Raw genomic sequence first — 26,468 nt, forward strand, 5'->3', positions numbered from 1 at the left:
AAACACCTCTCGGAGACTACCTCAGTGTCAAAACGCAGAGTCGTGGTGACCGGCTTGGGGATGCTTTCCCCGGTAGGCAACACTGCCGAATCCAGCTGGCAAGCCCTGCTCAACGGGCAGAGCGGCATTTCTCCCATCGAACACTTTGATGCCAGCGAGTTTGCGACCCGCTTCGCAGGCCAGGTCAAGGATTTCGATCCCGAGCAGTACGGTATCAACCGCAAAGAAGCTCGCAAGATGGATCTCTTCATCCAGTACGGCATCGCCGCAGGCGTGCAGGCGCTGGATGATGCCGGTCTCGTCATCAACGAGGAGAATGCCGAGCGCGTCGGTGTGGCGATCGGTTCCGGCATCGGTGGTCTGGGTCTGATTGAGCAGAACCACAGCAGCCTCGTCAACGGCGGTCCCCGCAAGCTGAGCCCCTTCTTCGTACCGTCCACCATCATCAATATGGTGTCCGGTCATCTCTCCATCATGAGAGGCCTGCAGGGCCCCAACATCGCCGTCACCACCGCCTGTACCACAGGCACCCATGCCATCGGCATGGCCGGTCGCATGATCGCCTACGGCGATGCGGACGTGATGGTGGCCGGTGGTGCCGAGAAAGCCTCCACCCCGATGGGGATGGGCGGTTTTGCCGCCGCCAAGGCGCTCTCCAACCGCAACGACGAGCCCACCAAGGCCAGCCGTCCGTGGGATAAAGATCGCGACGGTTTCGTGCTGGGTGATGGTGCCGGGGTGCTGGTGCTGGAAGAGTACGAACACGCCAAGGCCCGTGGCGCCAAGATTTATGCCGAGCTGGTCGGTTTTGGCATGAGTGGCGATGCCTACCACATGACGGCGCCTCCCGCTGACGGCAACGGTGGCGCACGCGCCATGCAAAATGCCATCAAGGATGCCGGCATCTCCCCCGAGCAGGTGGGATACATCAATGCCCACGGCACCTCCACCCCGCTGGGTGACGTCGCCGAGCTGCGCGGCATGAAGGCCGTATTTGGCGAACATGCCAAATCCCTGATGGTCAGCTCCACCAAATCGATGACCGGTCACCTGCTGGGGGCCGCCGGTGCCATTGAGGCGATCATCACGGTACTGGCGCTGCGCGATCAGATGGCGCCGCCCACCATCAACCTGGACAACCCGGATGATGAGTGCGACCTGGATCTGGTGCCTCATGTTGCCAAGGCCGGCAACTTCGAATATGCCCTCTCCAATTCCTTCGGTTTTGGCGGCACCAATGGCTCACTGATCTTCAAACGCGTATAATTCGCCCTGGGCGGATAGTATGGGCCCGATACGTCAGTATCGGGCCTTTTTTATCGGAGGGATCCTTTTGCTGATCAATGGAATACCGACAGACAGCGTATCCGCCATGGATCGTGGTCTGGCCTATGGGGATGGTCATTTCACCACCCTGTTGGTCAAGGATGGCCGACCCGTCTGGTGGCCGGCACACCTGGCAAGGTTGCAGCAAGCGAGCGCCAGACTCGGCCTTGCCGAGCTGGACTGGCAACAACTCGGCGACGAAGTGGCCCAATTGGCCCGCGATCAAGCGCTGGCGGTGATCAAGGTGATGTTGACCCGCGGCAGCGGTGGTCGGGGCTATGATGGCACTGCCTGCCATGCGCCGACCCGGATCCTGTCGCTGGCCGCTTACCCGGCCCACTACCCGACATGGCAACAAGATGGCATTCCACTCTTGGTATGCCGGCAGCGATTGGGGGATGCTCCCATGCTGGCAGGCCTCAAGACCCTCAACCGGCTGGAGCAGGTGCTGCTGAAAAGCGAACTTGCGGCCCGTTCCGGGGTCGAAGGTATAGTCTTGAACAGTCGGGGATTTCTGGTAGAAGGGGTCAGTGCCAATCTGTTTTGGCGCCGTGGCAGAACGGTGTTTACGCCGGATCTCTCCCACTGCGGCATAGACGGCATCATGCGGCGCCATGTGATGGCGATGCTAAAACAGATGAGCATTGAACTGCGTGTCGTGGAGGCTCCGCTGGAGTCACTGTGGCAGGCCGAAGAGGTATGGCTGACCAATACCCTGATGGGCATAGTGCCGGTCACCGGCATCGGGGAGACCCAATATGCCAGTCAGGAATTGATCCGCCGTTTACAGGAGCGTTTGGTCATTGAAGTTTAATCGGCTTTACACCCTGCTCGCGGGCGCGGCGCTGACTGTCGCCGCTGCCGGGGGCTATGTACATTACAAGTGGCAACAGGTGGAGACGCTCACCAACAAGGGACCGACCCGTCTCTTTACCGTCGAGAAGGGGGCCCATGCGGCGCGTCTGATCGCCGAACTGGGGGAGGGGGAAGCCAGCCCCTGGGCGGTGCGGCTCTGGCTGCGCGGTCATCCCGAGCTGGTTGCCATCAAGTCCGGTACCTATGAGATCAAGGAAGGGGCCCCGCTCAAGGATACCCTCTCCCTGTTTGCTTCCGGCAAGGAGTTTCACTTCAGCCTGACCTTCGTCGAAGGATCCCGTTTCGAGGATTGGTTGAAGCAGCTGGCCAGCGCCCCTTATCTGGAGCGGCTGACCGTCGAGTTGCCCGAGACCGATCTGGCTCAGGAGCTTGGCATCGAAAACGGCAAGCTGGAGGGCTGGTTCCTGCCGGAGACCTACGCCTATACCACTCATGCCAGCGATCTCTCCATTTTGCGCCGTGCCCATCAGGACATGGAGACCTTCCTGCAGCAGAGCTGGGAGAAGCGTCAGGCCAATCTGCCCTACAAGACTCCCTACGAGGCGCTGATCATGGCCTCGATCATCGAAAAAGAGACGGGGATGCCGGAAGAGCGGGCGCGGATCGCCTCGGTGTTTGTCAATCGTCTGCGCCTTGGCATGAAATTGCAGACTGATCCCACCGTCATCTACGGGGTGAAGGACAGGTATGACGGTAATATCCGCCGCAGCGACCTGACCGACGTGAACCCCTACAACACCTATGTGATCGACGGCTTGCCGCCCACCCCCATCGCCATGCCGGGCAAGGCCTCCATCGAGGCGGCGCTCAATCCCCTGTCGACCGACTATCTCTATTTCGTCGCCAAGGGGGGCGGAGCCCACTATTTTTCCAAGACCCTCGATGAACACAATCGGGCGGTGCGTGAATACATTTTGAAGAAACCCTAATGTCTAAATTTATCGTGATTGAAGGACTGGAAGGAGCAGGAAAGAGCTCCGCGGTGCGTTACGTGACCGACTATCTGTATGCCCACGGCGTGACGCGGATCGAGTGTACCCGTGAACCGGGCGGCACGCCGTTGGCGGAGCGGATGCGGGCCATCGTCAAGGAGGTGCACGACGAGCGGCTCACCATCGAAGCCGAATTGCTGCTGATGTACGCCTCCCGGGTACAACTGGTGGAGACACGCATCAAGCCGGCGCTGGCTGACGGCGTCTGGGTGGTGGGCGATCGCCACGATCTCTCCTCCCAGGCCTACCAGGGCGGTGGCCGTGGCATCGATGCCAACCTCATCGGCGCCATCAAGCGGGCCGTGCTCGGCGATTTCAAGCCGGATCTGACCCTCTATCTCGACATCGATCCCGCCATCGGCCTGCAACGGGCTCGTCATCGCGGTGAGCTGGACCGGATCGAGCTTGAGCAGCTCAGCTTCTTCGAGCGTACCCGCCAGCGTTATCTGGAACTGGCTGCCGCCGATGCGTCAGTCAAGGTGATCGACGCCGGCCAAGCGCCGGAGCAGGTCAAGGCGGCCATCGAGTCGGTCTTGTCCCACTACCTGAAAGACGAGTCCTCATGTATCCCTGGTTGATCCCGGACTGGCATGCCTTGAGTCAGACTGCCGCCGCCGGTCGGCTCGGTCACGCCTGGCTGCTGCTGGGTGATCCCGGTCTTGGCAAGGAGCAACTTGCACAGCAGCTGGCCCGCCTGCACCTGTGCCATCAGCCTGATCGGGGCGAGCCTTGTGGTCAGTGCCACTCCTGCCAGCTGTTTGAAAAGGGTCATCACCCGGATCTGGGCACACTCACCACTGAGGGCAAGACCATAGGGGTCGAGGCCATCCGCGAGATCTGTGCGCGCCTACAAAACTCGGCCCAGCTTGGCCGCGGCAAGGTGGTGATCATCCCGGATGCGGAGCGCATGACCGAGTCGGCCGCCAACGCCCTGCTCAAAACCCTGGAGGAGCCGGCTGGCGACAGCTTGCTGCTGCTGATCGCCTCCCAGGTTTCCCGCCTGCTGCCCACCATTCTCAGCCGTTGCCACAAGCACGTTTGCCAGTTGCCGGCGGAAGGGGAGACCCTGGCCTGGCTCGCCGAGCAGGGTCATCAGGCCACCCAGGCTCAGGTGCGGATCTGCCAGGGGGCACCGCTGCGAGTGCTGGATTACTTGATGCAGCAGCAGGACACGGATCGCCGTGAGCTGCTTGAGAGTTTTCTCGCCCTCTCGCAAACCCCCACCCGGACCAACCATGTGTGCAGCCTGCTGGCGAGCGATACCCAGGTCAGACTGCACTGGGTGCAGCTGTTCTTGTGCGATGCGCTCAAGACGCAGGCCGGCTGTGGCCCTCACCAGCTGGCCATGCCGGATCTGGCCGCGCTCAGTCAACAACTGGCGGAGCGTCACTCCAGTGAAAAGCTGCTGGAGGCGGAGCAGCAGCTCGTTGGGCTCAAGGCGGCCTGCCAGCCCGGGCAGCTCTCCAACCCCACCATTCATTTGATGAACTGGCTCACTCGCTGGTTATAGATCCAAAAAGGTTTTGTATGTTACTCGTTGATTCCCATTGCCATCTCGATCGTCTGAGTTATGGCAGCAAGCAGACCGACATGGCCGATGTGCTGGCCAAGGCGGCCAGGCAGGACGTGGGATATTTTCTCTGTGTGAGTGTGACCCAGGCACAGTTCCCGACCATGCTGGAGGCGATCGCCCCTTACCCTCAGGTGTTTGCCTCCTGCGGCGTGCACCCTCTCAACCAGGAGCCTGGCGTCGATGCCGATTTGTTGTTGGCTCAGGCGGCGGATGAAAGGGTGGTAGCCATCGGCGAGACCGGGCTCGACTACTTCTATTCGCCGGAGAACAAGGAAGTACAGCAGGCTTCCTTTCGCGAGCATATTCGGGTGGCCCGCGCCCTGAACAAGCCCCTCATCATCCACACCCGCGATGCCCAGCAGGATACCCTGCAGATCATGCGCGAAGAGGGGGCCGAACAGGTCGGCGGGGTGCTGCACTGCTTCACCGAGTCGCTTGAAATGGCAGAAGCGGCCATGGCGATGGGCTTTTATATTTCCATCTCCGGCATCGCTACTTTCAAGAACGCGGCTGCGCTGCAATCTGTAGTCAAGGCGCTGCCACTGGAACGACTGCTGGTTGAAACCGACTCTCCCTATCTGGCGCCGGTTCCGCACCGGGGCAGGGAGAACGAGCCGGCCTTCGTACGCGACGTGGCCCAGTTCATCGCGGATCTGCGGCAAATACCGCTGGCCGAATTGGCGCAGGCGACCAGTCACAACTTCTTCGAGTTGTTCAAGTTGGCAAAGCGATAACAAACAACGCCCCGCATAGCGGGGCGTTTTACTTTGACAATCAGCACGATCGTGGCCCATCCCAAAACGATAATGGTGGTTTGTTATCTCTCACTAGGTATGGTGGATACTGATGAGGCAAAGCCCTCAACCCTGATAAAACGAAGCAAGAAGAACAGTGTGCTCGAGGAATAAATGAGGGGGGGAATGGGTTAAAAGCACTCTTCATAAATATCGATAATATTCATTATCGATACTTGATAGATCTGCAAGATCCTGTAAGATCCAACGAAACTCCGCATTAAATCATAGAGTTAAGTGAACTACCCACGCATTTCAAGCCCAGTTCAGCAGCCCTTGCAAAGCGTCTTCGATCCTCAGCTGAACAGCAGGGCCAGACGTTTCTTGCGCAGCGCCAAAGCCGACTCTACCCTCAATGCCTACCAGGCCGATACCCGCATCTTCGTGTTCTGGTGCCAGCTGCATGGGCTCGATCCGCTGCAAACCACCCATCATGACATCATGAACTTCCTGGCGGATCAGGCCGACGGCATCCTGGCCGATTGGGTCTGGCTGGACAAGGAAGAGGGGAAGGGGGAGCTTCGCAACGGCGATCCCCGCAAGCCAGCCACCCTGGTAAGACGGCTCGCCGGCATTCGTTATGCTTTCAAGCAGAAGGGGATCCACCCCATGCCGACCGAGCACGCGGAGATAAAGGAGATGATGCGGGGCATAGTGCGACTCGGTGACAATCGCAAACGAAAAACGGGGGCGCTGACCCTGCAACCGCTGGCCTGTGTGCTCGATGAAATCGACACCGGCAATCTGGCGGGGCTGCGGGATTACACCCTGCTGTTGCTGATGTTCAGCGGCGCCTTGCGACGCTCGGAGGCGGCAAGGATTGAAGTGGATGATCTCGACTTTGTGGGGCAGGGGATCCGTCTTCGGCTCAAGCCCAGCAAACATCAGCTGCATGAAACGGAGATCGCCCTGGTGCCAGGCAAACAGTATTGTCCGGTGTCGGCACTGGCGCGCTGGCTCAAACAGAGCAGGATCAGCGAGGGTGCCCTGTTTCGCCGCATGAATCGCTGGGGTCAGCTCATGCAGGAACCGCTCGGTCCGCAAGGTATCAACCTGATGATCAAGCGGCGCACCGGTCAGGCCATCGACGATCTCCAGGTCAGCGGCCACAGTCTGCGCCGCGGCTTCATCACCTCGGCGGTCACTGCCGGCAAACCGATGAACAAGATCATCGAGGTCACCCGCCACAAGGACATCCGTACCTTGCAGGAGTATTTCGACGATGCTCACAAGTTCTCGGATCACGCCCTGGATGGTCTGCTGTAATATAACCGCGTCACTCTATTTTTTATGTTAAATGATATCTTGTTGATCCAATGATATATTTGCAGCGCACTGGATCTCACCCCATCAAGAAGGGGAGAGTCAGGCTCTTCGGTGTTGGTCAGCGAATATAGAAGACTTGGTGAGAGATAACGGGCTGTGAAAATCAAATTTGCAAGGTGATATGAGCCAGGAAATGAAAGTGAGCGGGGCGCAAGACAATGCCGAACGGCAGCGCCAGCACGTGAAACGCAAACAGGAAACTCACAGCCGGTTGCAATGCTGGATCAGCAATCGTCATGCCGAGCGGTTGGCCATGTTGGGGCAGTTGCTCGAAGACAGCCAGGCATCCCTCATCGAACAGGCCATCGATCTGCTCTATCAGCAAGAGCTGCAGCATGAGCAGAAACAGGACAGGGCGCAGATCGATGCACAAGCACCGGCGGAGATGCTCGAGTAAACGCGCCGGCAATTGAGGCAAAGATCGAGAAACCGGGACATAAAAAAAGCCAGGTACGAATTCCTTGTACCTGGCATAGGGGAATTGGCTCCTTGCAGAGCCGTGCGCTAACTGGTGTTCGGATTGCCTTTAAGCTTAGACAAGGCTCAAGGCTTTTCAAGATCCGCGCAAAGGTTCAACCGGAGTGTGGGTTTTCCTGCTCCGGCACAACTTGCTAGACGAACAGATTGTTGTCGCGCACCAGCTCGCGGGGCAGGGCATTCTTGACCCGGCTGCCCACCCATTTCCCCATGCCCAGGGTATGCCCCTGATAGCGGACGATCACCTCGCCAGTGCCGGCGGCTTGCTCCGGCCACACGTCCCGCCCCATCATGAACTCCCGCGCATTCGCTATATCGAGCTCGACGAATCCTTTGCTCGCGCCGTCACCATAGGCCAGTGCCCACTCATGGGTCAGCCGATACCCTTTCTTGAAAGTCTCCGCCAGTTTCAGTCCGATGCGATCAAAACGCAGCTTGCCCTGTACCTGCTCGAACAACTGGGGGAAGAGCCAGATCTCCTCGCTGCGGCCAAACAGATTTCCCTGCGGCACCACCCCGAAAGCGGCTTCAATCTCGCGCAGCATGGGTGCGGACTCCTTGGCCGGCAGCGGCGAGAAAGGGAATTTGCCGAGCTTGCCCGGTTTGAACATGGTGTTGGGCACTGAGTGGTGCTTGCGCAATCTGGCGACGAAAAAGCCTTCACTGTCGAAGATCTGGGGCCAAACGTGCAGGTATCCCTCGGGCGTACAGGCCTGCTCTGCCGCGGGGAAGAGATCGGCCAGCGAGTCAAAGCTGAACGCATCGCCGAACTTGTCTTGCAGTGACTGACAGACGGTCTGGTTCTCCTGCAGGCTCAAGGTACAGGTGGAGTAGACCAGTACGCCACCCGGTTTGAGGGCATGGAAGGCGCTCTCCAGCAACCCTTGCTGCACGGCGGCGATCTCGTCGATGCTCTCGATGCTCCAGTTGCGCAGGGCGTCTTCATCCTTGCGCACCGTGCCCTCGCCGGAGCAGGGGGCGTCGAGCAGGATGGCATCGAAGGTCTCCGGTAACCACTGGCCAAAGACCTTGGCATCGAAATGGGTCATGCCCACGTTGGTCACGCCGCAGCGCTGCAGATTGGCGCTGAGCACCTTGAGCCGGCTGCTGGAATACTCGTTGGCAACCAACATGCCCTGGTTGTTCATCAGGGCCGCAATCTGGGTGGTCTTGGAGCCGGGGGCCGCCGCCGCGTCCAGCAACATGCCGTCACGCCGGGTCTGCTCACAGGCAAACAGGGCGGTGACCGGCAACATGGAGCTCGCCTCCTGAATGTAGAAGAGGCCGCTTAAATGCTCGGCGGTGTTGCCAAGGGGCACGCTCTCGTCTTCGCGACTGAGCCAGAAGCCGGTGTCGCACCAGGGCACGGGATCGAGCTGCCAACCGAGCGGCTGCATCCGCGCCACAAACGCCGCCACCGATATCTTCAGGGTGTTGACCCGGATGCTGCGCCGCAGCGGTCGTCGACAACTGGCCACGAACTCATCCATGGAGAGGTGCGCCGGCATGATGGCCGCGATATGGCGCAAGAAGTGATCGGGAAGATAGGTGTTGTCGTGCACGGAGCCGTCTCGTTGACCGAAAAAGAGGGGCGACATCTTATCACAAGGGCAGGAATTTTCTGAAAACGCGGCAACTAAAAACAAGCCCGGCAGCGTGCCGGGCTTGAGTGAGCGTGAGTGAGAGGAGAGATCAGGGCTGGATGCGGGGGCTCCACTCCTGCCACTCTTTCTCGGCCTTGGCATGCAGCGGGTAGCTGTGGCCGGCCTTGACGGTCGGCCCCATCTCTTTCTCCGGAGTGTTGAAGGCGATGCCGCCCGCCAGCAGGCTCTGCACCGTCTCCACCTCTATGGTGCCACCGGTCAGGCCGATATCCGCCTTGACCCCGGAGACGTTCCAGAAGCGGGTGTTGGCCCGCACCAGATGGGCGTACTCCTGCTCCACGTTGACGTCGATCAGCACCTCGCTTCCATCGCGGGCCAGCGCCACCTTGGTCACGCTGCCCACCACCATCTTGCGAAACAGCAGTGGACTGCCGACGCTCAAACCGTTGACCGATGCGCTCTTGAGGGTGAGCGCCAGGCCGGCCGGGCCGCTCTGGCTGAGGGGGAAGCGATCCTTGCCCGCCCCTTGGCCAGGCTGCGCCTCCACAAAGGCACCCTTGATCAGGGTATCGAGGTGGGCCACGCCGCCCAGCCCCAGCTTGGCCTGAACCAGGGTGAAGCGGGCACCGGACTGCAGGAAGCGCGTGGCATACTGGCCATCCAGCTCGGCCTTGAAGATCACCTGGCCCAGGGTCGGCTCCAGCTCAATCTGTTCAATCTTGCCGATGTCGACCCCGCGGTAGCGGATCGGGCTGCCGACCCCGAGCCCCGGGTTGCTGTCAGCCACCAAGGAGAGGGTCCGTACCTTGGCCTTGGCCTGCTCCTTGCTGTCAAACAGCTGGTGACTGCTGCGGCCTGTGCCGAGCCGATCGAATTCGATGGCGCCGCGCAGCAGGGTGGCGAGATTCCCCACCTTGACCTGTACGCCATCCACCCGCACCCGGGTATCCAGCGCCGGCTTTTTCCAGAATTGCGGCTGCTGCTCGAGCAGGGGGGCATAGACACCGGCGATCTCGAGTTCGATCTCCACTCCCTCCTTGGCGGCGCGCAGCGCGTTGACCTTGCCGGCCTCGAGCCCCAGATAGAGCACCGGGGAGCCGATACCGATGCCATCGGCTTGTTCAGCCTTCAAGATCCAGCGACGGGGTTTGGCATCGCGGGTACCAAGCAGTGCCAGCTCCTGGCTGGGATAGAGCCGGTTGACCCGCTCGCCAGAGGGGGCCTGCACCAGCTTGATGCCGCCGCCAATCCAGGCGCTGGCCGGGCTGGTTTCCACCTTGATGCCACTCAGATCGGCATCGATCTGCAGCGGCGCCGCCCGATAGAAACGGGCCCGGTTGAGCAGATGCTGATACTGGCTCTGCACGATCAGGGCCACGCTGGCGTTGCCACCGCCATCCAGGGTGAGCTGGCTGATCTGGCCCACCTGCAAGCCCTTGTACCAGAGTGGCGCTCCTTCGTTGAGGCCGACCAGATCATCGGCTTGCAGCACCAGCTTGATGCCGCCCGGTTGCTCCTTGCTACTCAGGATCATGGCCTTGACCCGCTCGCCCGCCACATAGTCGAGGCGAATGGCCGGGCCCGCCAGCAGGCGATCCGCATGCTTGATGCCGCCGGCGCCGAGGGAGACGCTCTCCCACACCAGACGGCTGTTGCCGGTGATCCGAAACGCCTGTTCCGGGTTGATCAGTGCGGTCACCACCCGGCCCTTGTCGGTCAGGCGAATGGGGTCGATGCGGCCGATCTCGATACCTTCAAACAGGATGGGCATCCCCTCCTTGATGGGCAGCTCCCCCGCCTGGATGTCAATTCGCTCGCCGCGGGCCGCCTCGGCCAACCCTTTGTAGAGGGTGAAGACCTGGCCTTTCTCCGGCTCCGGGGAGTCCTTGGGAGAGTCGAAGGCGATGCCGCCGCTCAGGATGGAGGTGAGGCTGCCGGCCTCCACATTGACCCCGGCCAGGCTGAAGGAGCCCTTGATGCCGCTGATGTTCCAGAAGCGGGTGTCGGCCTTGATGAGGTGTTCAAAACGCGGCTCGATCACCAGATCCAGGATCACGTTCTGGTTCTCTTCGCCAAGGCGGGTGTTGATGACGCTGCCCACCTCGATGCCGCGAAAATAGAGCTTGGCACCGATGCCGACCGAGCCGAGTGAATCGGCGGTCAGGTGCAGCATCCGCCCCTGGGCCTGATAACCGGGGGGAGGGCCGTCCAGCGCGTCGAACTCCTCCTGCGGCGGGTTGTTGTCCCGCCCGGGCTGCAGGTTGATGTAGTTGCCGGAGACCAGGGTATCGAGGCCGGAGATCTCGGTGAGCGATGCTTTGGGGCTCACTAGCCAGAAATCCGAACCTTTGCGGATGAGCGGGCGGGCCCGGCTGTCAATCTTGGCCAGCACGGCTATCTTGCGGCCATCCTCGGCCAGCGCCAGCTCCTGCACCACCCCGATGGCGACCCCCTGGTAACGCACCTGGGTCTTGCCCGGCAAGATGCCGTTGCCCTGGGCGAAGTTGATGCGAATAAGCTGGCCACTGCTGACAAACTGCTGGTAGATGAAGCCCCCCGCCAGCAACAGGGCGATAAAGGGCAGCAACCAGACGGGTGACAACCAGCGACGCTTCTCAATGACGGGTTCAGCCCCGATCATACCGACTCCTTAATTGGCTGAGATAAACAGCATTCAGATAGAAGAAAACAGGTTCGGATTACCGCGCCCTAGCGGGCCGCCTTGTCCCACAGCAGGCGCGTGTCCAGCATGCGGGCCGACATCATGGTCAGCACCACCACACCGGCAAAGGCGGTGGCGCCGGGGCCGGCCCGCACGTTGAGCAGCACGCCGCGATCCACCAGGGCCACCATCAGCGAGATGACGAACAAGTCCAGCATGGACCAGCGCCCGATGAAATCGATGATGCGGTACATGATGAGCTGGCGTTTGCGCCGCACCGGCTTGCTGCGCTGCAGTTGCCAGCAGATCCAGCCCAGCCCCAGGATCTTGCCCACCGGCACTATGATGCTGGCGGTGAGGACTATGGTGGCAATCCCCGACATCTTGCTGCGATAGAGCATCATGATACCGCTGAAGATGGTGTCGGACTGCAACAATCCCTTGTTGTAGAAGTGGGTGATGGGCAGCAGGTTGGCGGGCAGCAGCATGAAGCTGGCCAGCGCCAGCAAGCCCCAGGACCAGGCCAGGGAGTGGGGGATGCGCACCTGCAGCCGGCTGTGGCAGCGGGGGCAGACGCTGCCCGCCTGATAGCGCACCAGCAGGCCGCAGGTGTGGCAGCGGCAGAGCCCCAGTTCACGGGCGCTGGTCTGGGACATGGTCCGGCTCCTCCAGCGGTACCCGCTCCCAATAGGGGGTGGGGTCAAACAGGATCAGCAACGTCAGGTTGAGCAGCATCAGGATCCCCAGGCTGAGCAGGCCGCCGCCGAGGCGCACGTCGGCGATGTCGACCAGCTTGAACAGGGCGACCAGCAGGCTGACGATGTAGACCTCCAGCATGGCCCAGTGGCGAAACACCTCGACCGCCTGCAGGGTCGGCGCCAGTATGTGCCAGCGTTTGGCGAGGCCCGAGGCCAGCGCAAAGATCCCGAGCAGCAAACCCACCGGCGCCAGCACGGCGCACCAGAACACCAGCCCCGCCACCCAGATCTCGTGTTCGAGCAGCAGCACCAGGATCCCCTTGAGCAGGTTGGCGTCCGAATTGACGCCGGCCAGGCGCAGGTAGATCAGCGGTTCGAAGAAGGCGGACGGGAGCAACAGGAAACCGGTGATGGTCAGCGCCATCAACTGGGAGGGGCGAAATGCGTAGCGCCCGTACAGATGCTGATGACAGCGGGGGCAGTGGGCGTGGCGCCTCAGCGGCAATAACTTGCGTTCGATCAGCAAGTCGCAAGCCGGGCAGACGATCACGGGATTGGGATCCGACATTACGATTCAACCTGTTGAAGGAATTGGTGAAATTTACCCTAAAAGCCGCGTCCTGTCTTGCCTGGCAGGGGTCTGCCACGAAAGTATGATTGACGTTAACGTAAACGTGATATTAGATAGTCAAACCAGACAAGTGAAAGGAGTCATGATGTCCAGCCTTACCCCCTCGGCAGGTCTGCGCTTTCGCACTGCCCTCGCCAATGAACGCCCCCTGCAGATCGTCGGCACCATCAATGCCTACATGGCGCTGATGGCGGAGCGCAGCGGCTTTCAGGCCATTTACCTCTCAGGCGCCGGCGTGGCCAACGCCTCCTATGGCCTGCCGGATCTTGGCATGACCAGCCTGAACGACGTCTTGACCGACGCCGAACGCATCACGGCGGCGACCCGTGTGCCGCTTTTGGTCGACATCGACACCGGCTGGGGCGGGGCCTTCAACATCGCCCGCACCGTGCGCGCCTTCGAGCGAGCCGGGGTAGCGGCCGTGCACATGGAAGATCAGGTGGCCCAGAAGCGCTGTGGCCACCGGCCCAACAAGGCGGTGGTCTCGCAGGAGGAGATGTGTGATCGCATCAAGGCGGCGGTGGATGCCCGCGAGAATGGGGAGTTCGTCATCATGGCGCGCACCGACGCGCTGGCGGTGGAGGGGATTGGCCCGGCGCTGGAGCGCGCCGCCGCCTACGTGGCCGCCGGGGCCGACATGATCTTCGCCGAGGCGGTGACCGAGCTCGGTCAGTATGACCTGTTCAAGCAGGCAGCCGGAGTCCCCATTCTCGCCAACATGACCGAGTTCGGCAAAACCGAGCTGTTCGACAAGGAGGCGCTCGCCGCCCACGGCGTCGACATGGTGCTCTATCCCTTGAGCGCTAGCCGGGCAGCCAACCAGGCAGCCCTCAATGTCTATCAACACCTTCGCCAGGATGGTCATCAACGGGCCGTCGTCGACACCATGCAGACACGGGAGTCGCTCTATGACTTCCTCGGTTATCACCACTACGAGCAGACGCTGGACCGTCTGTTTACATCCAAGGATTAGGAGGAAGAATGGGACAGCAAAAACCGTTGGGTGGCGCCGGCCTGCGTGGCCAGAGCGCGGGGGAGACCAGCATCTGCACCGTGGGCAAGAGCGGCACCGGGCTCACCTATCGCGGCTATGACATCCAGGAGCTGGCCGACGGCGCCCAGTTCGAAGAAGTCGCCTACCTGCTGCTCAAGGGCGAGCTGCCGGACGAGCAGCAGCTCGAGGATTACAAGCAGACGCTGCGCAGCCTGCGCACCCTGCCAGCCGCCTTGCTGGAGGTGCTCGAGCGCATTCCTGCCGACGCCCATCCCATGGATGTGCTGCGCACCGGCTGCTCCATGCTCGGTGATCTGGAGCCGGAGGATGGCTTCGAGCACGAGCATGAAGTGGCGGATCGGCTGCTGGCTGCCTTCCCTGGCATTCTCCTTTACTGGTACAAGTTCAGTCACGACGGGGTGCGCATCGCCCTCGACACCAACGAAGAGTGCATCGGCGGCCACTTCCTGGCACTGCTGCACCAGAAGGCGCCGAGCGAGCTGGAGCGCCGGGTGATGCACGTCTCCCTCATTCTCTACGCTGAGCATGAGTTCAACGCCTCCACCTTTGCGGCGCGGGTCTGCGCCTCGACGCTCTCGGATATGTTCTCCTGCGTTACCGCGGCCATCGGCACCCTGCGCGGCCCGCTGCACGGCGGCGCCAACGAAGCGGCTATGGCGATGATCGAGCCCTGGCAGGATGAGGCCCAGGCGCGGCGCGAGCTGCAGGCCAAGCTGACAGCCAAGGAGAAGATCATGGGCTTTGGCCACGCCGTCTATCGCACCTCGGATCCGCGCAACGTCATCATCAAGAACTGGTCGGCCAAGCTGGCCGAGGCGGTGGGCGATGACCGGCTCTATCGCGTCTCCTGCGAGGCGGAGAAGGTGATGTGGGAGGAGAAAGAGCTCTTCCCGAACGCCGACTTCTTCCACGCCAGCGCCTATCACTACATGGGGATCCCGACCAAGCTGTTCACCCCCATCTTCGTCTGCTCGCGGGTCACCGGCTGGTGCGCCCACGTGATGGAGCAGCGCGAGCACAACCGGATCATCCGCCCGAGCGCCGATTACGTCGGCCCGGCGCCCCGGCATTTCGTCTCGCTGCAGCAGCGATAACCATGGGCAGCCCTGTCACTCCCTTGTCGCACCCGGCCCCGGCCACAGCGGGGTCGATGTGCGCAGGCGGGCGGGCAGGGCGCCGTTTCATCACCCTGTTTCATTCACAACAACGATAAGGAAGTCACGATGTCCGCCAACGTCGACGTCAACCACAGACCAGACCCCGACCAGGTGCTGGTCGATATTGCCGATTACGTCTGCAATCACCCCATTACCAGCCAGGCCGCCCTCGATACCGCCCGTTACTGCCTGATGGATACCCTGGGCTGCGGCCTCTTGGCCCTGCGTTTTCCCGAGTGCACCAAGCACCTTGGCCCCATCGTGCCCGGTACCCTGGTACCCCATGGTGCCAGGGTGCCCGGTACCCAGCTCTGCCTCGACCCGGTCAAGGCAGCCTGGGATATCGGTGCCATCATCCGCTGGCTCGATTACAACGACACCTGGCTGGCCGCCGAGTGGGGTCACCCTTCCGACAACCTGGGCGGGATCCTGGCCACCGCCGACTGGCTCTCCCGTACCCGCGTAGCCGAAGGCAAGGCGCCGCTCACCATGAGCGATGTGCTGACGGCCATGGTGAAGGCCCACGAGATCCAGGGGGTGTTGGCGCTGGAGAACTCCTTCAACCGGGTCGGTCTCGATCACGTGGTGCTGGTGAAGGTTGCCAGTACCGCCGTGGTGACCCACATGCTGGGGGGTACCCGCGATCAGGTGATCGATGCGGTCTCCCAGGCCTGGGTCGATGGCCAGAGCCTGCGTACCTACCGTCATGCCCCCAATGCGGGTTCGCGCAAGAGCTGGGCGGCGGGGGATGCCACCTCCCGGGCGGTGCGCCTGGCGCTGATCACCATGAGCGGCGAGATGGGTTATCCCGGCGCTCTGACGGCTCCCAAGTGGGGCTTCTACGACGTGCTGTTCAAGGGCAACCAGTTCGCCCTGCATCAGGGGTACGGCAGCTATGTGATGGAGAACGTGCTGTTCAAGATCTCTTACCCTGCCGAGTTCCACGCCCAGACCGCGGTGGAGTGCGCCATGAAGCTGCATGAGCAGGTGAAGGGACGCCTCGACGAGATCGACCGCATCGAGCTCACCACCCATGAGTCGGCCATTCGCATCATCAGCAAGGTGGGTGCCCTCAACAACCCGGCGGACCGGGATCACTGCCTGCAGTACATGGTGGCGGTGCCGCTCATCTTCGGGCGTCTCATCGCCGAGGATTACGAGGACGCCGTGGCCGCCGATCCCCGTATCGATGGGCTGCGCGCCAAGATGGTGGTGCAGGAAGACAAGCGTTACAGCCGCGAGTATCTGGAAGCGGACAAGCGATCCATTGCCAACGCCATCCAGGTCTTCTTCAAGGACGGTACCCACACCGCCAAGGTGGAGGTGGAGTACCCGGTCGGCCATCGTCGTCGCCGCGAGGAGGGGATCCCGCTGCTGGTAGAGAAATTCCGCCACAACCTGGCCACCCGCTTCCCTGCCAGACGGTCCGAGGCGATCCTGGCCCTCTGCCAGGATGGCAAGCAACTGGCCGCCACTCCGGTGCACGCCTTCATGGATCTGCTGGTGATCTGACCGCTATCCATCGGTACACATCAACAAACGAAAGCGGGCCACTCGGCCCGCTTTGTCATGTTTGACTGCATGTGTGCCTGCATGACTCCCAAGGTCAATCCAGCACTGTGTCATCGCCCGCCAGCAACGCCTGCATGATCGCCGTCTCGCGGCTGGCGATGGTCTCGAGAAACTCGCTGGCCCGCCCCATGTGGTGACAGACCCGGTAACCCCGCTCGACAAAGGAGAAGAGCTCGCCCAACCCCGCCAGATGGGCCGGCCCCGATATCAGCTTCAAGGTCGCCCCGAGCAGCGGCTTTCTGGCCAGCCGGTCCAGGGTCATCCCCAGCTCGTTGACCAGTTGCAACTGATGACGGCGGCGCGCTTCTTCACCCACCTCCTGATAGGCGAGGGCATAACCCCTGGCGTTTAGTCGCGCCATATTGCCGCTACGGCGCAATGCCACCACCATCAGGTAGTCGAGCTCCTCGGAGAGGGCGTCGAGTTCAATGGCCTGCGCCAGCACCTTGAGGCCGGATTCCGGCAACAGCCGCTCGGCAGTCGGCATCACCCGCATCACGTCCGCATCGCGGCGGGCACAATCCCCCGGCCCGTAGAGGTCGGTCAGGAAGAACTGCGCGGCCGGGCCGTAGCGCTTGCTCTCCAGCAGATCGCGGTGGGTACGCCCCAGCCGATCGGCCTGCCATTGGCGCAATGCGTCCCTGTCTTGCTGATCCTGCGGATGGGTGCGCATCTGCTCGCGCAAGGCGGCCACCTGGTTGAGCTGACGGTAGAGTCGCCCCAGGGTGCTCTCTTCATCCAGGTGGTGGTCATCGGATGGTTGTTTCTCTTGGGTCATCTGCTGCTCTCTTGACCTATGTTCTCTGGTGTATCCCATGGCCTGTGACGGATAAAACGGGCGGCCGGCGAGGGGCGGGAGTCACTCGTCATGAGCCGCCAGCCCAGTGTAACGCGGCGGCAACCCAGGCGGAATCGATGGAGCTTTTACTCGACAGCCTTTGTTAAGTGAGTCCCAAATATGTTGCAAATCACTTTCACTTGTTTGATTCATGTGTTTAATATCAGTAAATGTCGTCACCGCTCAGAGAGTTAGCATGTTTCTATACGATCCCCTTGCCGGCAGCAACCTGTCGACCATCCAGGTCAGCCGTCAACACCCGCTCGGCCTCGCCGGCGCTCGGCTCGCCGCCGAAGCCATCGCCCAGGACATGAGCGAAGAGTACGAACTCGACTGCGAGTGGGAAGACGAGGAGGAGACCCGCTTGCTGTTTCGCGGCGCCGGGGTCAATGGCTCCCTCTGCCTCACCGAGGATACCCTGTCGCTGGAAGTGCGCCTCGGCCTGATGCTGTTGCCGGTACGCAGCGTACTGGAGCAGGAGATCCTCGAATATGTCGATCAGCGCCTGCCTTGTCCCGCGCGGCGATAACCAATCCAATAAAGACTGATCCAGCGCAATAAATAATGGTGAAATAGCGCACTTTATATTCTTTTGACGAAATGGCCGACCTGGAGATTATTATTCAGGCGGCATATCACAAGTCTGATTTTTAATTTTCACGGGGCAACAAGATCCTCTGCCTTTGTCATGGATGGCTGGCGTGAATTAATCGCCGTGCAGTTTCACCAACATAAGAAAACATTGTTTGTTGCTTCCGTTCTGGTCGCCGACGTCCAGAACGAAATGTGGCACAAATAATGCGAAACGATAGGAATAATACATGTCTGTGTGTGAACTCATCTCCTGTGTCGATACCGCCTGGCTGCGGATGGACAGACCCAACAACTTGATGCAGATCGTCGGCGTGCTGATGTTCGACGGTCAGCTGGATGAAACCAGATTGCGCGAGAGCCTGCTGCACACCGTACGGGTACAGCCGCGCTTCGCGCAGAAAGCCTGCCTGGAAGGAGGGGAGTACTACTGGCGTACCGACCCCGACTTCGATCTCGACCTGCACCTCAAGCGGGTGATCCTGCCAGGCAAGGCCGGCAAGGCCGAGCTGGAGCGGCTGGTGGCCGACTTTGCCTCCACCCCCCTCAACCACCAGCGTCCGCTCTGGGAGATGCACCTGGTAGACACCTCCCTCGGCGGCCAGGCGCTGGTGGTGCGCTTTCATCACGCCATGGGGGACGGCTTCTCCCTGGTGCGGGCCATGCTCACCATGATGGACGAGAGCCCAGTTGCCCCTCCCAGACCGCAGCCAGAGCCGGTGGCCAACGACGACGGCGATGAAGAGCACGATCATCAAGGCAGTCGCCTGCTGCGGGCCGGCCTCAAGCTGACCGGCACCCTCTGGTCCAAATACGTCGAGGTGCTGACCCACCCCACCAAGGCGATGGACTACCTCAAGACCAGCAGGGACGTGACCGCCGAGCTCTACACCATTGCCACCCTCTCCGATGATGCCGATACCCGGCTCAGGGGAGAGACCGGCTGCACCAAGCGGGTCGCCTGGTCAGAACAGATCCCGCTGCCGGATGTGAAGGCGGTGGGGCGGGTGCTCGGCTGCTCGGTCAACGACCTGCTGATCGCCGCCACCGCCGGGGCCTTTCGCCACTATCTGCTGGAGAAGGGCGACGAAGCCGACGTCGACATCCGGGCCCTGGTGCCGGTCAACATGCGCGCCCCGGACGACAAGGGGGCCCTTGGCAACCGCTTCGGGCTGGTGGCCCTGGATCTGCCCCTCAACATCGAACATCCGCTGCAACGCCTCTATGCGGTGCGGGATCGGATGCAGGCGCTCAAATCCTCCCTGCAACCGGCAGTGGTGCTCAACCTGCTGGAAGTGATGGGCATGGCCCCCAAGGCGGTGCAGCAACAGGCCATCGACATCCTCTCCGCCAAGGCCAGCGCCGTCATCACCAACGTGCCTGGCCCGCAGCAGACCCTCTATCTGGCCGGCGCCAGGTTGCGCCAGCCGCTGTTCTGGGTGCCCCAGGCCGGCGACATCGCGGTCGGCGTCTCCATCCTCTCCTATGACAACAAGGTGCAGGTGGGCCTGATCACCGACAAGAAACGGGTGCCGGACCCCGACCTCATCGTCGAGCGCTTCGCGGTGGAGTTTGAGCAGTTGCTGCTGCTGGTGCTGATGGAGCCGGATCTGCTCTACGACCTCGCCATGCTGGATCAGCTGCTGCACGGCTGATGCGCCGCGCTTCAAACGCAAGAGGCCAACCCGGGGTTGGCCTCTTGGTTTTGGGGGACTGGCGAGTTACTCCTCCTCCAGCTCCTCACGGGCGGCTTCCACATCGAGCCGCTCCATGGCATCCAGCGCCTCGCACTCGGCGGCCTCGCCGTAGAGTGCCTCGGCCGCCGCCATCTTGCTCTTGCCGTGCATCATCACCATGGCATTGGCGTACTCCATGCGGGCAATGGCGGAGTGGGGGATGATGGCCAGCGCCGCCTTGAAGTGACGCTCGGACTCATCCTTCTTGGCGCCGTAGGTGATGCCGCCGATCATGGCGCCCAGCTTGTCGATGATCTCCGCATGCCAGGCACCGAAGGCGATATGGGCCTCCCCGTGGTCAGGCTCCAGCGCCAGTGCCTGCTCCAGGCTGCTCTTGATCTTGTCACCGATGCCGATGGAGAGTGCCTTGGAGACCGAGATCACCTGGCTGTAACGACCCAGCGCCAGGGCGTGGAAGTACCAGGCGTTGACATTGTCTGGCTGACGTTTTTGCAGCTTCTCGGCGTTGCTGGCGGCCAGCTCGAACGCCTCACGCTTGGCATACTTGTCATCCAGCAGGTAGCTGGCGTGGATCACCAGCGCCTTGTTCGCCACGTTGAGGCCATCCTCGCCGGCGGCCAGCCCCAGGCTGACGGCCCGGGCGAAATCACCGGCGTGATAGGCGCGCCAGGCCTCCTGTACCTGTTCATCTTCCGGCCAGGGCTCGGCATCCCCCTGGTGCAGCCGCTCCCAGTGCTGCTCAAGGCGCTCCCCGGCATAGTCATAGGTGGCTTCCGGCCAGGGGAAGGGGGTGAAATCGAAGTTGGGCTGTGCAGTGGTCATATGATTCTCCCTGTTAAAAACACAATCAAAAAACACGGTTCGGTCAACCCGCCACGGCGGCGGGACGATAATGGCTGGCGATGGCATCGAGCGCGGCGCGGGCATCGGCTCGCAGCCTGGGGGCCACCAGCTCCATCACCTGAACAACGCCGAGGGCGATGTCGGCATCGGCGCGCGGATGCAGCGCCCGCTGATAAGAGATCCAGAAGGTCCCCACCAGTGCAATGTTGGCGGCCAGCGCCGTCACCTGCGCTTCGTCGCCTTCTAGCAGACCGCTGCGCCAGAGGTGGTGGCAGATGGCGGCGGCGGTCAGCTCCTTGCGCCGCAGCAGGGCCGAAAAGCGCTGCTCCACCTTGTGGTTGCCGTTCATCAGGGTGCTGATGTCGTAATAGAAAAAGCGGTACTTCCAGATGAGTTCGAACATCAGGTGCAAGAAGAACCAGATGTCCTCCGCCTCGTTCAACGGCGGGGTAATGGTGTCGAGCAGGTGGGCCATCTCCTGTTCGAACTCGCCGAACAGGGCGTTGACTATCTCCTCCTTGTTGTGAAAGTGGTAATAGAGGTTGCCCGGGCTCATCTCCAGCTCGGCCGCGATGGCGGTGGTGGTGACGGTCGGCTCGCCCAGCAGGTTGAACTGGGCGAGGGCGGTGGCCAGGATGCGATCCCTGGTGCGCCGCTTGGGTTTGCAGTCCATGCTACTCCTTCGGTTGACGCCGACCCTTGTCGCCATAGCGACGGGTCAGCCAGTGCTGCAACTGGGTCAGTGAGGCATCCAGCGCCGCCACCGCGCCGATGCCCGGGGTCAGCAGGGAGCGCTGCTCATCGGCCAGCGCGTCAAGATCCAGCTCCAGCCCGTGTCTGGCGAGGATGGGGCCAAGCTCGGCCCGCCGCTGCCACAGATCCCGGCGGGTATGCTGGAAGGCGTGCTCGCACAGATGGCGCCGGTCCCTATAACTGAACACATTGGTGAAGAACATCTCGCCATCGGCCGGGGAGGGCTCGAACAGCAGGGCATCCGCCTCTGGGTACTGGTGTTTGTAGCGATCCATCCCCACGTGCATGCGCGAGTGGATGATGGCGCGAAACGTCTGGGCCAGCACCACCGGCAGGCCGCTATCCACCAGCTTGGCGGGGCGCTCGCTGGCCAGGCCAGCATCAAAGGGCACCAGCGGATTGATGCAGAACACCAGATCGGCCCCCTCCTGCAGCGCCACCGAGGCGTGCAGCGTCTTGATGAGCGCGCCGTCCACGTAGTAGCGGCCATCGATGAGGGAGGGCGGGAACAGGCCGGGCAAGGCGGCGGAGGCCTGCACCGCGGCGGAGATGGGCACCTGGTCGAGCCCCGGACTGCCGAAGGCCACCGCCCGACCGGTGTCGAGTTCGGTGGCGATGACGAACAGCCGGCTGGCCAGCTCGCGAAAATCATTGCTGCGACCTGGGCGCGAAAAAAACTGGGTCAGGATCCGATCCACCCCGCGGCTGTCGAACATGCCGGTGGGGATCGCCTTGGACAGCCCCTGCAGTGAGCCAAGCAGGCTCTTGTTCCAGGGGGAGGAGAGGTAGTCGGCCAGACACGCCAGCGCCAGGGGCGGCAGCGAGGTGAGCCGTTCAACATACTCCCCGAAGGCGGGGCGCAGCAGGGTAGAGGGGTCGAAGAACTCGCCACTGTCGTCGCTCAGCAGGATCCGCACCAGCTTGTCGGGGGAGATGCCGTTGGCCAGCGCCGAGGCGATCACCGCCCCCGAACTCACCCCCACATAGATATCAGCCTGTTCGAAACGCACTCCCTTGATGCTGTCGGCCAGGGCGGCGCAGGCACCGATCTCGTAGATCCCCCCCAGAGGTCCCCCCCCGGCGAGGGCAACCGCAATCGTGCTCATGATTTGCCTCCCTTATCACGCAAAACCGGCCCAGCAGAGGGCATGGGCCGGTGGATCATCAGTCAGAACAAGCCGGTCAGGATCAGAAGAGTGCGGTTTCACCCTTCTCCTTGATCTCCTTGGCCACGTTCTCTACTTCCGTTGCCAGCTCCTTGACCTCTTCCTTCACCTTGGCGACGGGGGCGGGGGCGGCTTTCTTGACCGGCGGCTTCTTGGCAACAACCGGCTTCTTGGCAGTGGCGGTGGCAGGCTTGGCCTCGTCAGCCGGGGCAGTGTCGTCCTGGGCATCGATCAGCTGCTGCACCACTTCGGTCAGTTCAGCCATCCGCTTGGAGAGCTTGTCGATGTCCTTGCGGGTCGGGATGCCGAGGCTGGCGACGGCGCGGGCCACGCGATCCTCGAATACCTGCTCCAGACGGCCCCAGGTACCGGCGGTCTTGTCGGTCATGGCCGCAATTTTCTCATCGGCGCTCTGACGGGTACGGGTTTGCAGGGCTTCCCCTTCCTGAACCAGGGCTTCAAAGATCTTGCCGCCTTCCTCTTGCGCCTTGGCATAGGCACCCAGGCCAGCCAGCCAGATCTGCTGGGTGGACTCTTTGATGGTGGAAGTGAGGTGGTTGTCGGTCACCGAACTTGCCAGTGCTTTCAATTTTTTGGCCATGACAGTCTCCTTACTCGTGATATAGATGATGGTAATGACAACAACCTTGGTATATTCGTTGTGGCATTACTTAACTTTCATCCTCAGTCTAGGGAGAAAAAATAGAGGGTTCTACCTAATAACGGAACAGGCAACCCTGGTAATTTTGGACTGGGTCACGAAGAATGATATTCGAATGAATATTTTCAGTAAAAGCGTGATATATCTAACAGCAACTAACAGCCCAATCAGTAAGGGATATAAATACCATGGATTATTTCATCACAGGTGGCAGCGGCTTCATCGGCCGTCGGCTGATTAAAAAATTGCTGCAGCGTCCAAATAGTCGGGTGCATTTCCTGATGCGGGCAGCCCATCTCGAGCGGGTACCCGACCTGCTGGCCTACTGGGGCGTTGGTGAGGATCGCGCCATTGCTGTGGTTGGCGACATGACCCACCCCTTGCTCGGCGTCGGCAACGGCGAACTGGAGCCCCTCATCGGCAAGGTTGATCATTTTCTGCATCTCGCCGCCATCTATGATCTCAACGCCAAAGCGGGCATTCAGCAGCAGGTCAATGCCGAGGGCACCCGTCAGGCCCTGCAACTGGCAGAGCGGCTCAAGGTGCGCTGTTTCCATCACTGCAGCTCCATCGCGGTGGCCGGCCTGTTTGACGGCCTGTTCCGGGAAGACATGTTCGATGAGGCCGAACACCTCGACATGCCCTATTTCCAGACCAAGCACGAGGCCGAAGGGATAGTGCGCAAGGAGAGCACCATCCCCTGGCGTATCTACCGACCCGGCATCGTGGTCGGCGATGCCAATACCGGCGAGATGGACAAGGTGGACGGCCCCTATTACTTCTTCAAGACCATCCAGAAGCTGCGCCGCATGCTGCCGCCCTGGATGCCCGCCATCGGGGTCGAGGGGGGGCGCATCAACCTGGTGCCGGTCAACTTCGTGGTGGATGCCATCGATCACATCTCCCATCTGGAGGGGGAGGACAACAAGGCGTTCCACCTGACCGACTCTCACCCCATGCGGGTCGGCGACATGTTGAGCACCTTCTCCCGGGCGGCCCATGCCCCCGAGCCGGCCATTCGCATCAATGCCGCCCTGTTCAGCTTCATTCCTCGCCATCTGATGACCATGCTGATGGCCCTGACACCGGTGCGACGCATTCGCGATGCGGCCATCGCCGATCTCGGCCTGCCCAAGGATATCTTCCGGCTCATCAACTATCCGACCCGTTTTGACAACCGCGAGGCCCAGCGGGTGCTGAAGGGGACCGGCATCGAAGTGCCGCCGCTGCATAGCTATGCCTGGCGCCTGTGGGACTACTGGGAGCGTCACCTCGACCCGGATCTGTTCATCGACCGCACCCTGCGCGGCCGGGTCGAGGGCAAGGTGGTGCTGATCACCGGTGCCACCTCCGGCATCGGCAAGGCCACCGCGAAGAAACTGGCAGAGGCGGGGGCCAGGGTGCTGACCATCGCCCGGGACGAGCACAAGATTGCCGAAACCCAGGCCGAGTTTGCCGAACTGGGCCTGACCCTGCAGGTCTATCAGGGCGATCTCGCCGATCTGGCGCAGGGGGAGGCGATCACCCGGCAGATCGTGGCCGAGCATGGCGGCGTGGATATCCTGGTCAACAACGCCGGTCGCTCCATCCGCCGCGCCATCGAGGACTCCTTCGACCGTTTCCACGATCTGGAGCGCACCATGCAGCTCAACTACTTCGGCACCCTCAAGGTGATCATGGGGGTACTGCCCACCATGATCGAGAAGAAGAAGGGGCACATCATCAACATCTCCTCCATCGGGGTGCTGACCAATGCGCCGCGCTTCTCCGCCTACGTCGCCTCCAAGTCGGCGCTGGATGCCTGGGTGCGCACCGCCGCCTCCGAGTTTGCCGACAAGGGGGTCAACTTCTCCATCATCAACATGCCGCTGGTGAAAACTCCCATGGTGGCGCCCACCAAGGTATATGAACAGGTGCCCATGATGACGCCGGAAGAGGCCGCCGATCTGGTGTGTGACACCATCATCAACAAGCACGTGCGCCTCGCCACCCGGCTCGGGGTGTTCGGCCAGGTGATCCATGCCCTGGCACCGCGGGTGGCCCAGGTGATCATGAACACCAGCTTCCGCACCTTCTCCGACCCCAAGGAGGGCAACGAGTCCAAGGCTTCGGCGGATCAGATGGCAGTCTCCACCCTGATCAAGGGGATCCACTTCTAGTGGTGACCACAACGAGCTGATGTAGCAAAAACGGAAAGGGCCTGAACAATCAGGCCCTTTTCATTTGCGGTTGCGTGCGGGAGAGCAGGGTCAGCAGCAGGGCCGTGGTGCGGCGGGAGTAGAGCAAGGAGAGGTGGCCAAGGGCGGCAAGCTCCACGTCCTCCATGCCATCGAGACGCTGGCGGGACTGGGGCAGCACGAAGTTGTCGTGACTGGTGCGCACCGAGACACCGGGTACGCAGAGCGGCACGGCGGCAAAGCGCTGCAACCAGCCGGAGCCTGGCTCCATCTCGCGGGCATTGTCGCCCAGTCCCAGGGTGGCGAGCTGGCTGCCCTGATGAGGGGTGGCCAGGGTGATGAGCTGCGCCACCTTGTCACCACCCGCCACCGCCAGATAGTCGCGGCACACCAGTCCGCCCATGCTGTGACCGATCAACACCAGTTGCGATGCGCCGGTGGCGACCAACACCTCGTCGATACGCCTGGCCAACAGCGGCACCATGTCGTCGAGATGGCCAAAGGGAGGAGTCAGGGTGACGGTTGCCACCGTGTGACCGGCGGCCTCCAGCCGTGCCCGCTGCACCCGCCAGATGCCGCGACTGCAGCCATAACCGTGGATCAGCAGCAGGGGCAGGGGAGAGGGGGGCAACTTGTCAGGCGGCATTAACCAGCGCTCGAACGGCAGCAGCCAGGTGAAGGTCAGCAGGTAGGCGGCTATCTCCCGCCCCACCATGGGCAGCCAGGCTCGCCAGCCGATGGCTGGCACCGGGTAGAAGCGGGAAAAGCCCCAGGTCAGCAATACCACCAAGGTGCGCAGCCCCAGCAGGGCTACCACCACAAACAAGATGGAGGGCACCCAAGAGAGGCCGATGGCAAGGTGGGCGATGCTCCCAAGGAGCGTCACCTCAACCAGCAGCAGGATCAGTAATTGCTTTGTTATCGTCATGACTCAATCATCCGACCAGTTTGGCGTGGAAGTCAAATGACCCTTTCATCAATGTGACGGCCAACCCGCTCTCGGTCAGTCTCGGCTCAAACCTACCTGCCTGTGGCTATT

The 26,468-nt window shown here is 61.8% G+C and carries 24 protein-coding genes; 14 read left to right on the forward strand and 10 right to left on the reverse strand.

Annotated features, from left to right (window positions below; genetic code table 11):
* Positions 1-24: 24 nt before the first annotated feature.
* The 8 genes from fabF (at position 25) to AB5Y94_RS22510 (ending at position 7,284) form a co-directional block, all read left to right on the forward strand.
* The gene (gene fabF, locus AB5Y94_RS22475) at positions 25-1,266 is read left to right on the forward strand and encodes a beta-ketoacyl-ACP synthase II (RefSeq protein ID WP_005300897.1); all 1,242 of its coding nucleotides are present in this window, start codon (positions 25-27) and stop codon (positions 1,264-1,266) included.
* A gap of 19 nt (positions 1,267-1,285) precedes the next feature.
* Positions 1,286-2,140 (forward strand): aminodeoxychorismate lyase, encoded by an 855-nt coding sequence (pabC, locus tag AB5Y94_RS22480; protein ID WP_005300895.1) that lies wholly within the window; start codon positions 1,286-1,288, stop codon positions 2,138-2,140.
* Entirely contained in the window at positions 2,130-3,131 is a 1,002-nt protein-coding gene (mltG, locus tag AB5Y94_RS22485; protein WP_368206633.1) for an endolytic transglycosylase MltG, read from the forward strand. The genes pabC and mltG overlap by 11 nt, the downstream gene beginning before the upstream one ends.
* Positions 3,131-3,772 (forward strand): dTMP kinase, encoded by a 642-nt coding sequence (tmk, locus tag AB5Y94_RS22490; protein ID WP_368206634.1) that lies wholly within the window; start codon positions 3,131-3,133, stop codon positions 3,770-3,772. Before mltG ends, tmk begins: the two co-directional genes overlap by 1 nt.
* Entirely contained in the window at positions 3,757-4,704 is a 948-nt protein-coding gene (gene holB / locus AB5Y94_RS22495; RefSeq protein ID WP_368206635.1) for a DNA polymerase III subunit delta', read from the forward strand. The genes tmk and holB overlap by 16 nt, the downstream gene beginning before the upstream one ends.
* A gap of 17 nt (positions 4,705-4,721) precedes the next feature.
* Positions 4,722-5,501, forward strand: coding sequence for a TatD family hydrolase (locus AB5Y94_RS22500; RefSeq protein WP_368206636.1), 780 nt, complete (start codon positions 4,722-4,724; stop codon positions 5,499-5,501).
* Between the two features lie 297 nt (positions 5,502-5,798).
* The gene (locus AB5Y94_RS22505) at positions 5,799-6,827 is read left to right on the forward strand and encodes a site-specific integrase (protein ID WP_139725531.1); all 1,029 of its coding nucleotides are present in this window, start codon (positions 5,799-5,801) and stop codon (positions 6,825-6,827) included.
* A 181-nt stretch (positions 6,828-7,008) separates the two neighbouring features.
* A complete protein-coding gene (locus AB5Y94_RS22510; protein ID WP_021465678.1) occupies positions 7,009-7,284 on the forward strand; it encodes a RepB family protein in 276 nt (91 codons plus the stop codon).
* Between the two features lie 214 nt (positions 7,285-7,498).
* Here the strand turns inward: AB5Y94_RS22510 and rsmF are convergent, their stop codons facing one another.
* The 4 genes from rsmF to AB5Y94_RS22530 form a co-directional block, all read right to left on the reverse strand.
* A complete protein-coding gene (rsmF, locus tag AB5Y94_RS22515) occupies positions 7,499-8,926 on the reverse strand; it encodes a 16S rRNA (cytosine(1407)-C(5))-methyltransferase RsmF (protein WP_368206710.1) in 1,428 nt (475 codons plus the stop codon).
* 130 nt (positions 8,927-9,056) lie between these two features.
* Positions 9,057-11,609, reverse strand: coding sequence for an MlaD family protein (locus AB5Y94_RS22520; protein WP_368206637.1), 2,553 nt, complete (start codon positions 11,607-11,609; stop codon positions 9,057-9,059).
* A 68-nt stretch (positions 11,610-11,677) separates the two neighbouring features.
* Entirely contained in the window at positions 11,678-12,286 is a 609-nt protein-coding gene (locus tag AB5Y94_RS22525; protein ID WP_010633988.1) for a paraquat-inducible protein A, read from the reverse strand.
* Positions 12,264-12,896, reverse strand: a complete 633-nt coding sequence (locus tag AB5Y94_RS22530) for a paraquat-inducible protein A (protein ID WP_368206638.1) — start codon at positions 12,894-12,896, stop codon at positions 12,264-12,266. The genes AB5Y94_RS22525 and AB5Y94_RS22530 overlap by 23 nt, the downstream gene beginning before the upstream one ends.
* Positions 12,897-13,044: 148 nt before the next feature.
* Here AB5Y94_RS22530 and prpB point away from each other — a divergent pair, with 148 nt between their 5' ends.
* From prpB to AB5Y94_RS22545, 3 genes are all read left to right on the forward strand, one after another.
* Positions 13,045-13,932 carry a methylisocitrate lyase gene (gene prpB, locus AB5Y94_RS22535; RefSeq protein ID WP_042051807.1) on the forward strand — a complete coding sequence of 296 codons (888 nt, stop codon included), beginning with the start codon at positions 13,045-13,047 and terminating at the stop codon, positions 13,930-13,932.
* An 8-nt stretch (positions 13,933-13,940) separates the two neighbouring features.
* Positions 13,941-15,068: a 2-methylcitrate synthase gene (gene prpC / locus AB5Y94_RS22540; RefSeq protein ID WP_267999434.1), complete on the forward strand. Its 1,128-nt coding sequence runs from the start codon at positions 13,941-13,943 to the stop codon at positions 15,066-15,068.
* Between the two features lie 129 nt (positions 15,069-15,197).
* Entirely contained in the window at positions 15,198-16,643 is a 1,446-nt protein-coding gene (locus tag AB5Y94_RS22545) for a bifunctional 2-methylcitrate dehydratase/aconitate hydratase (protein ID WP_368206639.1), read from the forward strand.
* Between the two features lie 94 nt (positions 16,644-16,737).
* Here the strand turns inward: AB5Y94_RS22545 and AB5Y94_RS22550 are convergent, their stop codons facing one another.
* Complete coding sequence (locus tag AB5Y94_RS22550) at positions 16,738-17,481, reverse strand: hypothetical protein (RefSeq protein WP_211029614.1); 744 nt, start codon at positions 17,479-17,481, stop codon at positions 16,738-16,740.
* Positions 17,482-17,692: 211 nt separating this feature from the next.
* On the opposite strand from AB5Y94_RS22550, the gene AB5Y94_RS22555 reads away from it, so the two are divergent.
* Both AB5Y94_RS22555 and AB5Y94_RS22560 read left to right on the forward strand, forming a co-directional pair.
* A complete protein-coding gene (locus AB5Y94_RS22555) occupies positions 17,693-18,070 on the forward strand; it encodes a polyhydroxyalkanoic acid system family protein (RefSeq protein ID WP_017764503.1) in 378 nt (125 codons plus the stop codon).
* A 292-nt stretch (positions 18,071-18,362) separates the two neighbouring features.
* Positions 18,363-19,787, forward strand: a complete 1,425-nt coding sequence (locus AB5Y94_RS22560) for a wax ester/triacylglycerol synthase family O-acyltransferase (protein WP_368206640.1) — start codon at positions 18,363-18,365, stop codon at positions 19,785-19,787.
* 66 nt (positions 19,788-19,853) lie between these two features.
* On the opposite strand, the gene AB5Y94_RS22565 is transcribed toward AB5Y94_RS22560, so the two are convergent.
* From AB5Y94_RS22565 to AB5Y94_RS22580, 4 genes are all read right to left on the reverse strand, one after another.
* A complete protein-coding gene (locus AB5Y94_RS22565) occupies positions 19,854-20,651 on the reverse strand; it encodes a hypothetical protein (protein WP_005300853.1) in 798 nt (265 codons plus the stop codon).
* 43 nt (positions 20,652-20,694) lie between these two features.
* A complete protein-coding gene (locus AB5Y94_RS22570; RefSeq protein ID WP_054544914.1) occupies positions 20,695-21,345 on the reverse strand; it encodes a TetR/AcrR family transcriptional regulator in 651 nt (216 codons plus the stop codon).
* 1 nt (position 21,346) lies between these two features.
* Positions 21,347-22,531 carry a patatin-like phospholipase family protein gene (locus AB5Y94_RS22575; RefSeq protein WP_017764508.1) on the reverse strand — a complete coding sequence of 395 codons (1,185 nt, stop codon included), beginning with the start codon at positions 22,529-22,531 and terminating at the stop codon, positions 21,347-21,349.
* 82 nt (positions 22,532-22,613) lie between these two features.
* Positions 22,614-23,192 carry a phasin family protein gene (locus AB5Y94_RS22580; RefSeq protein ID WP_054544915.1) on the reverse strand — a complete coding sequence of 193 codons (579 nt, stop codon included), beginning with the start codon at positions 23,190-23,192 and terminating at the stop codon, positions 22,614-22,616.
* 248 nt (positions 23,193-23,440) lie between these two features.
* On the opposite strand from AB5Y94_RS22580, the gene AB5Y94_RS22585 reads away from it, so the two are divergent.
* Positions 23,441-25,411 (forward strand): SDR family oxidoreductase, encoded by a 1,971-nt coding sequence (locus AB5Y94_RS22585; protein ID WP_368206641.1) that lies wholly within the window; start codon positions 23,441-23,443, stop codon positions 25,409-25,411.
* Between the two features lie 49 nt (positions 25,412-25,460).
* Here AB5Y94_RS22585 and AB5Y94_RS22590 read toward each other — a convergent pair whose 3' ends face one another.
* A complete protein-coding gene (locus tag AB5Y94_RS22590; RefSeq protein ID WP_368206642.1) occupies positions 25,461-26,357 on the reverse strand; it encodes an esterase/lipase family protein in 897 nt (298 codons plus the stop codon).
* Between the last annotated feature and the right edge of the window lie 111 nt (positions 26,358-26,468).

The sequence above is a fragment of the Aeromonas sp. s5 genome (assembly GCF_040907865.1).
GTDB lineage: Bacteria > Pseudomonadota > Gammaproteobacteria > Enterobacterales > Aeromonadaceae > Aeromonas > Aeromonas dhakensis.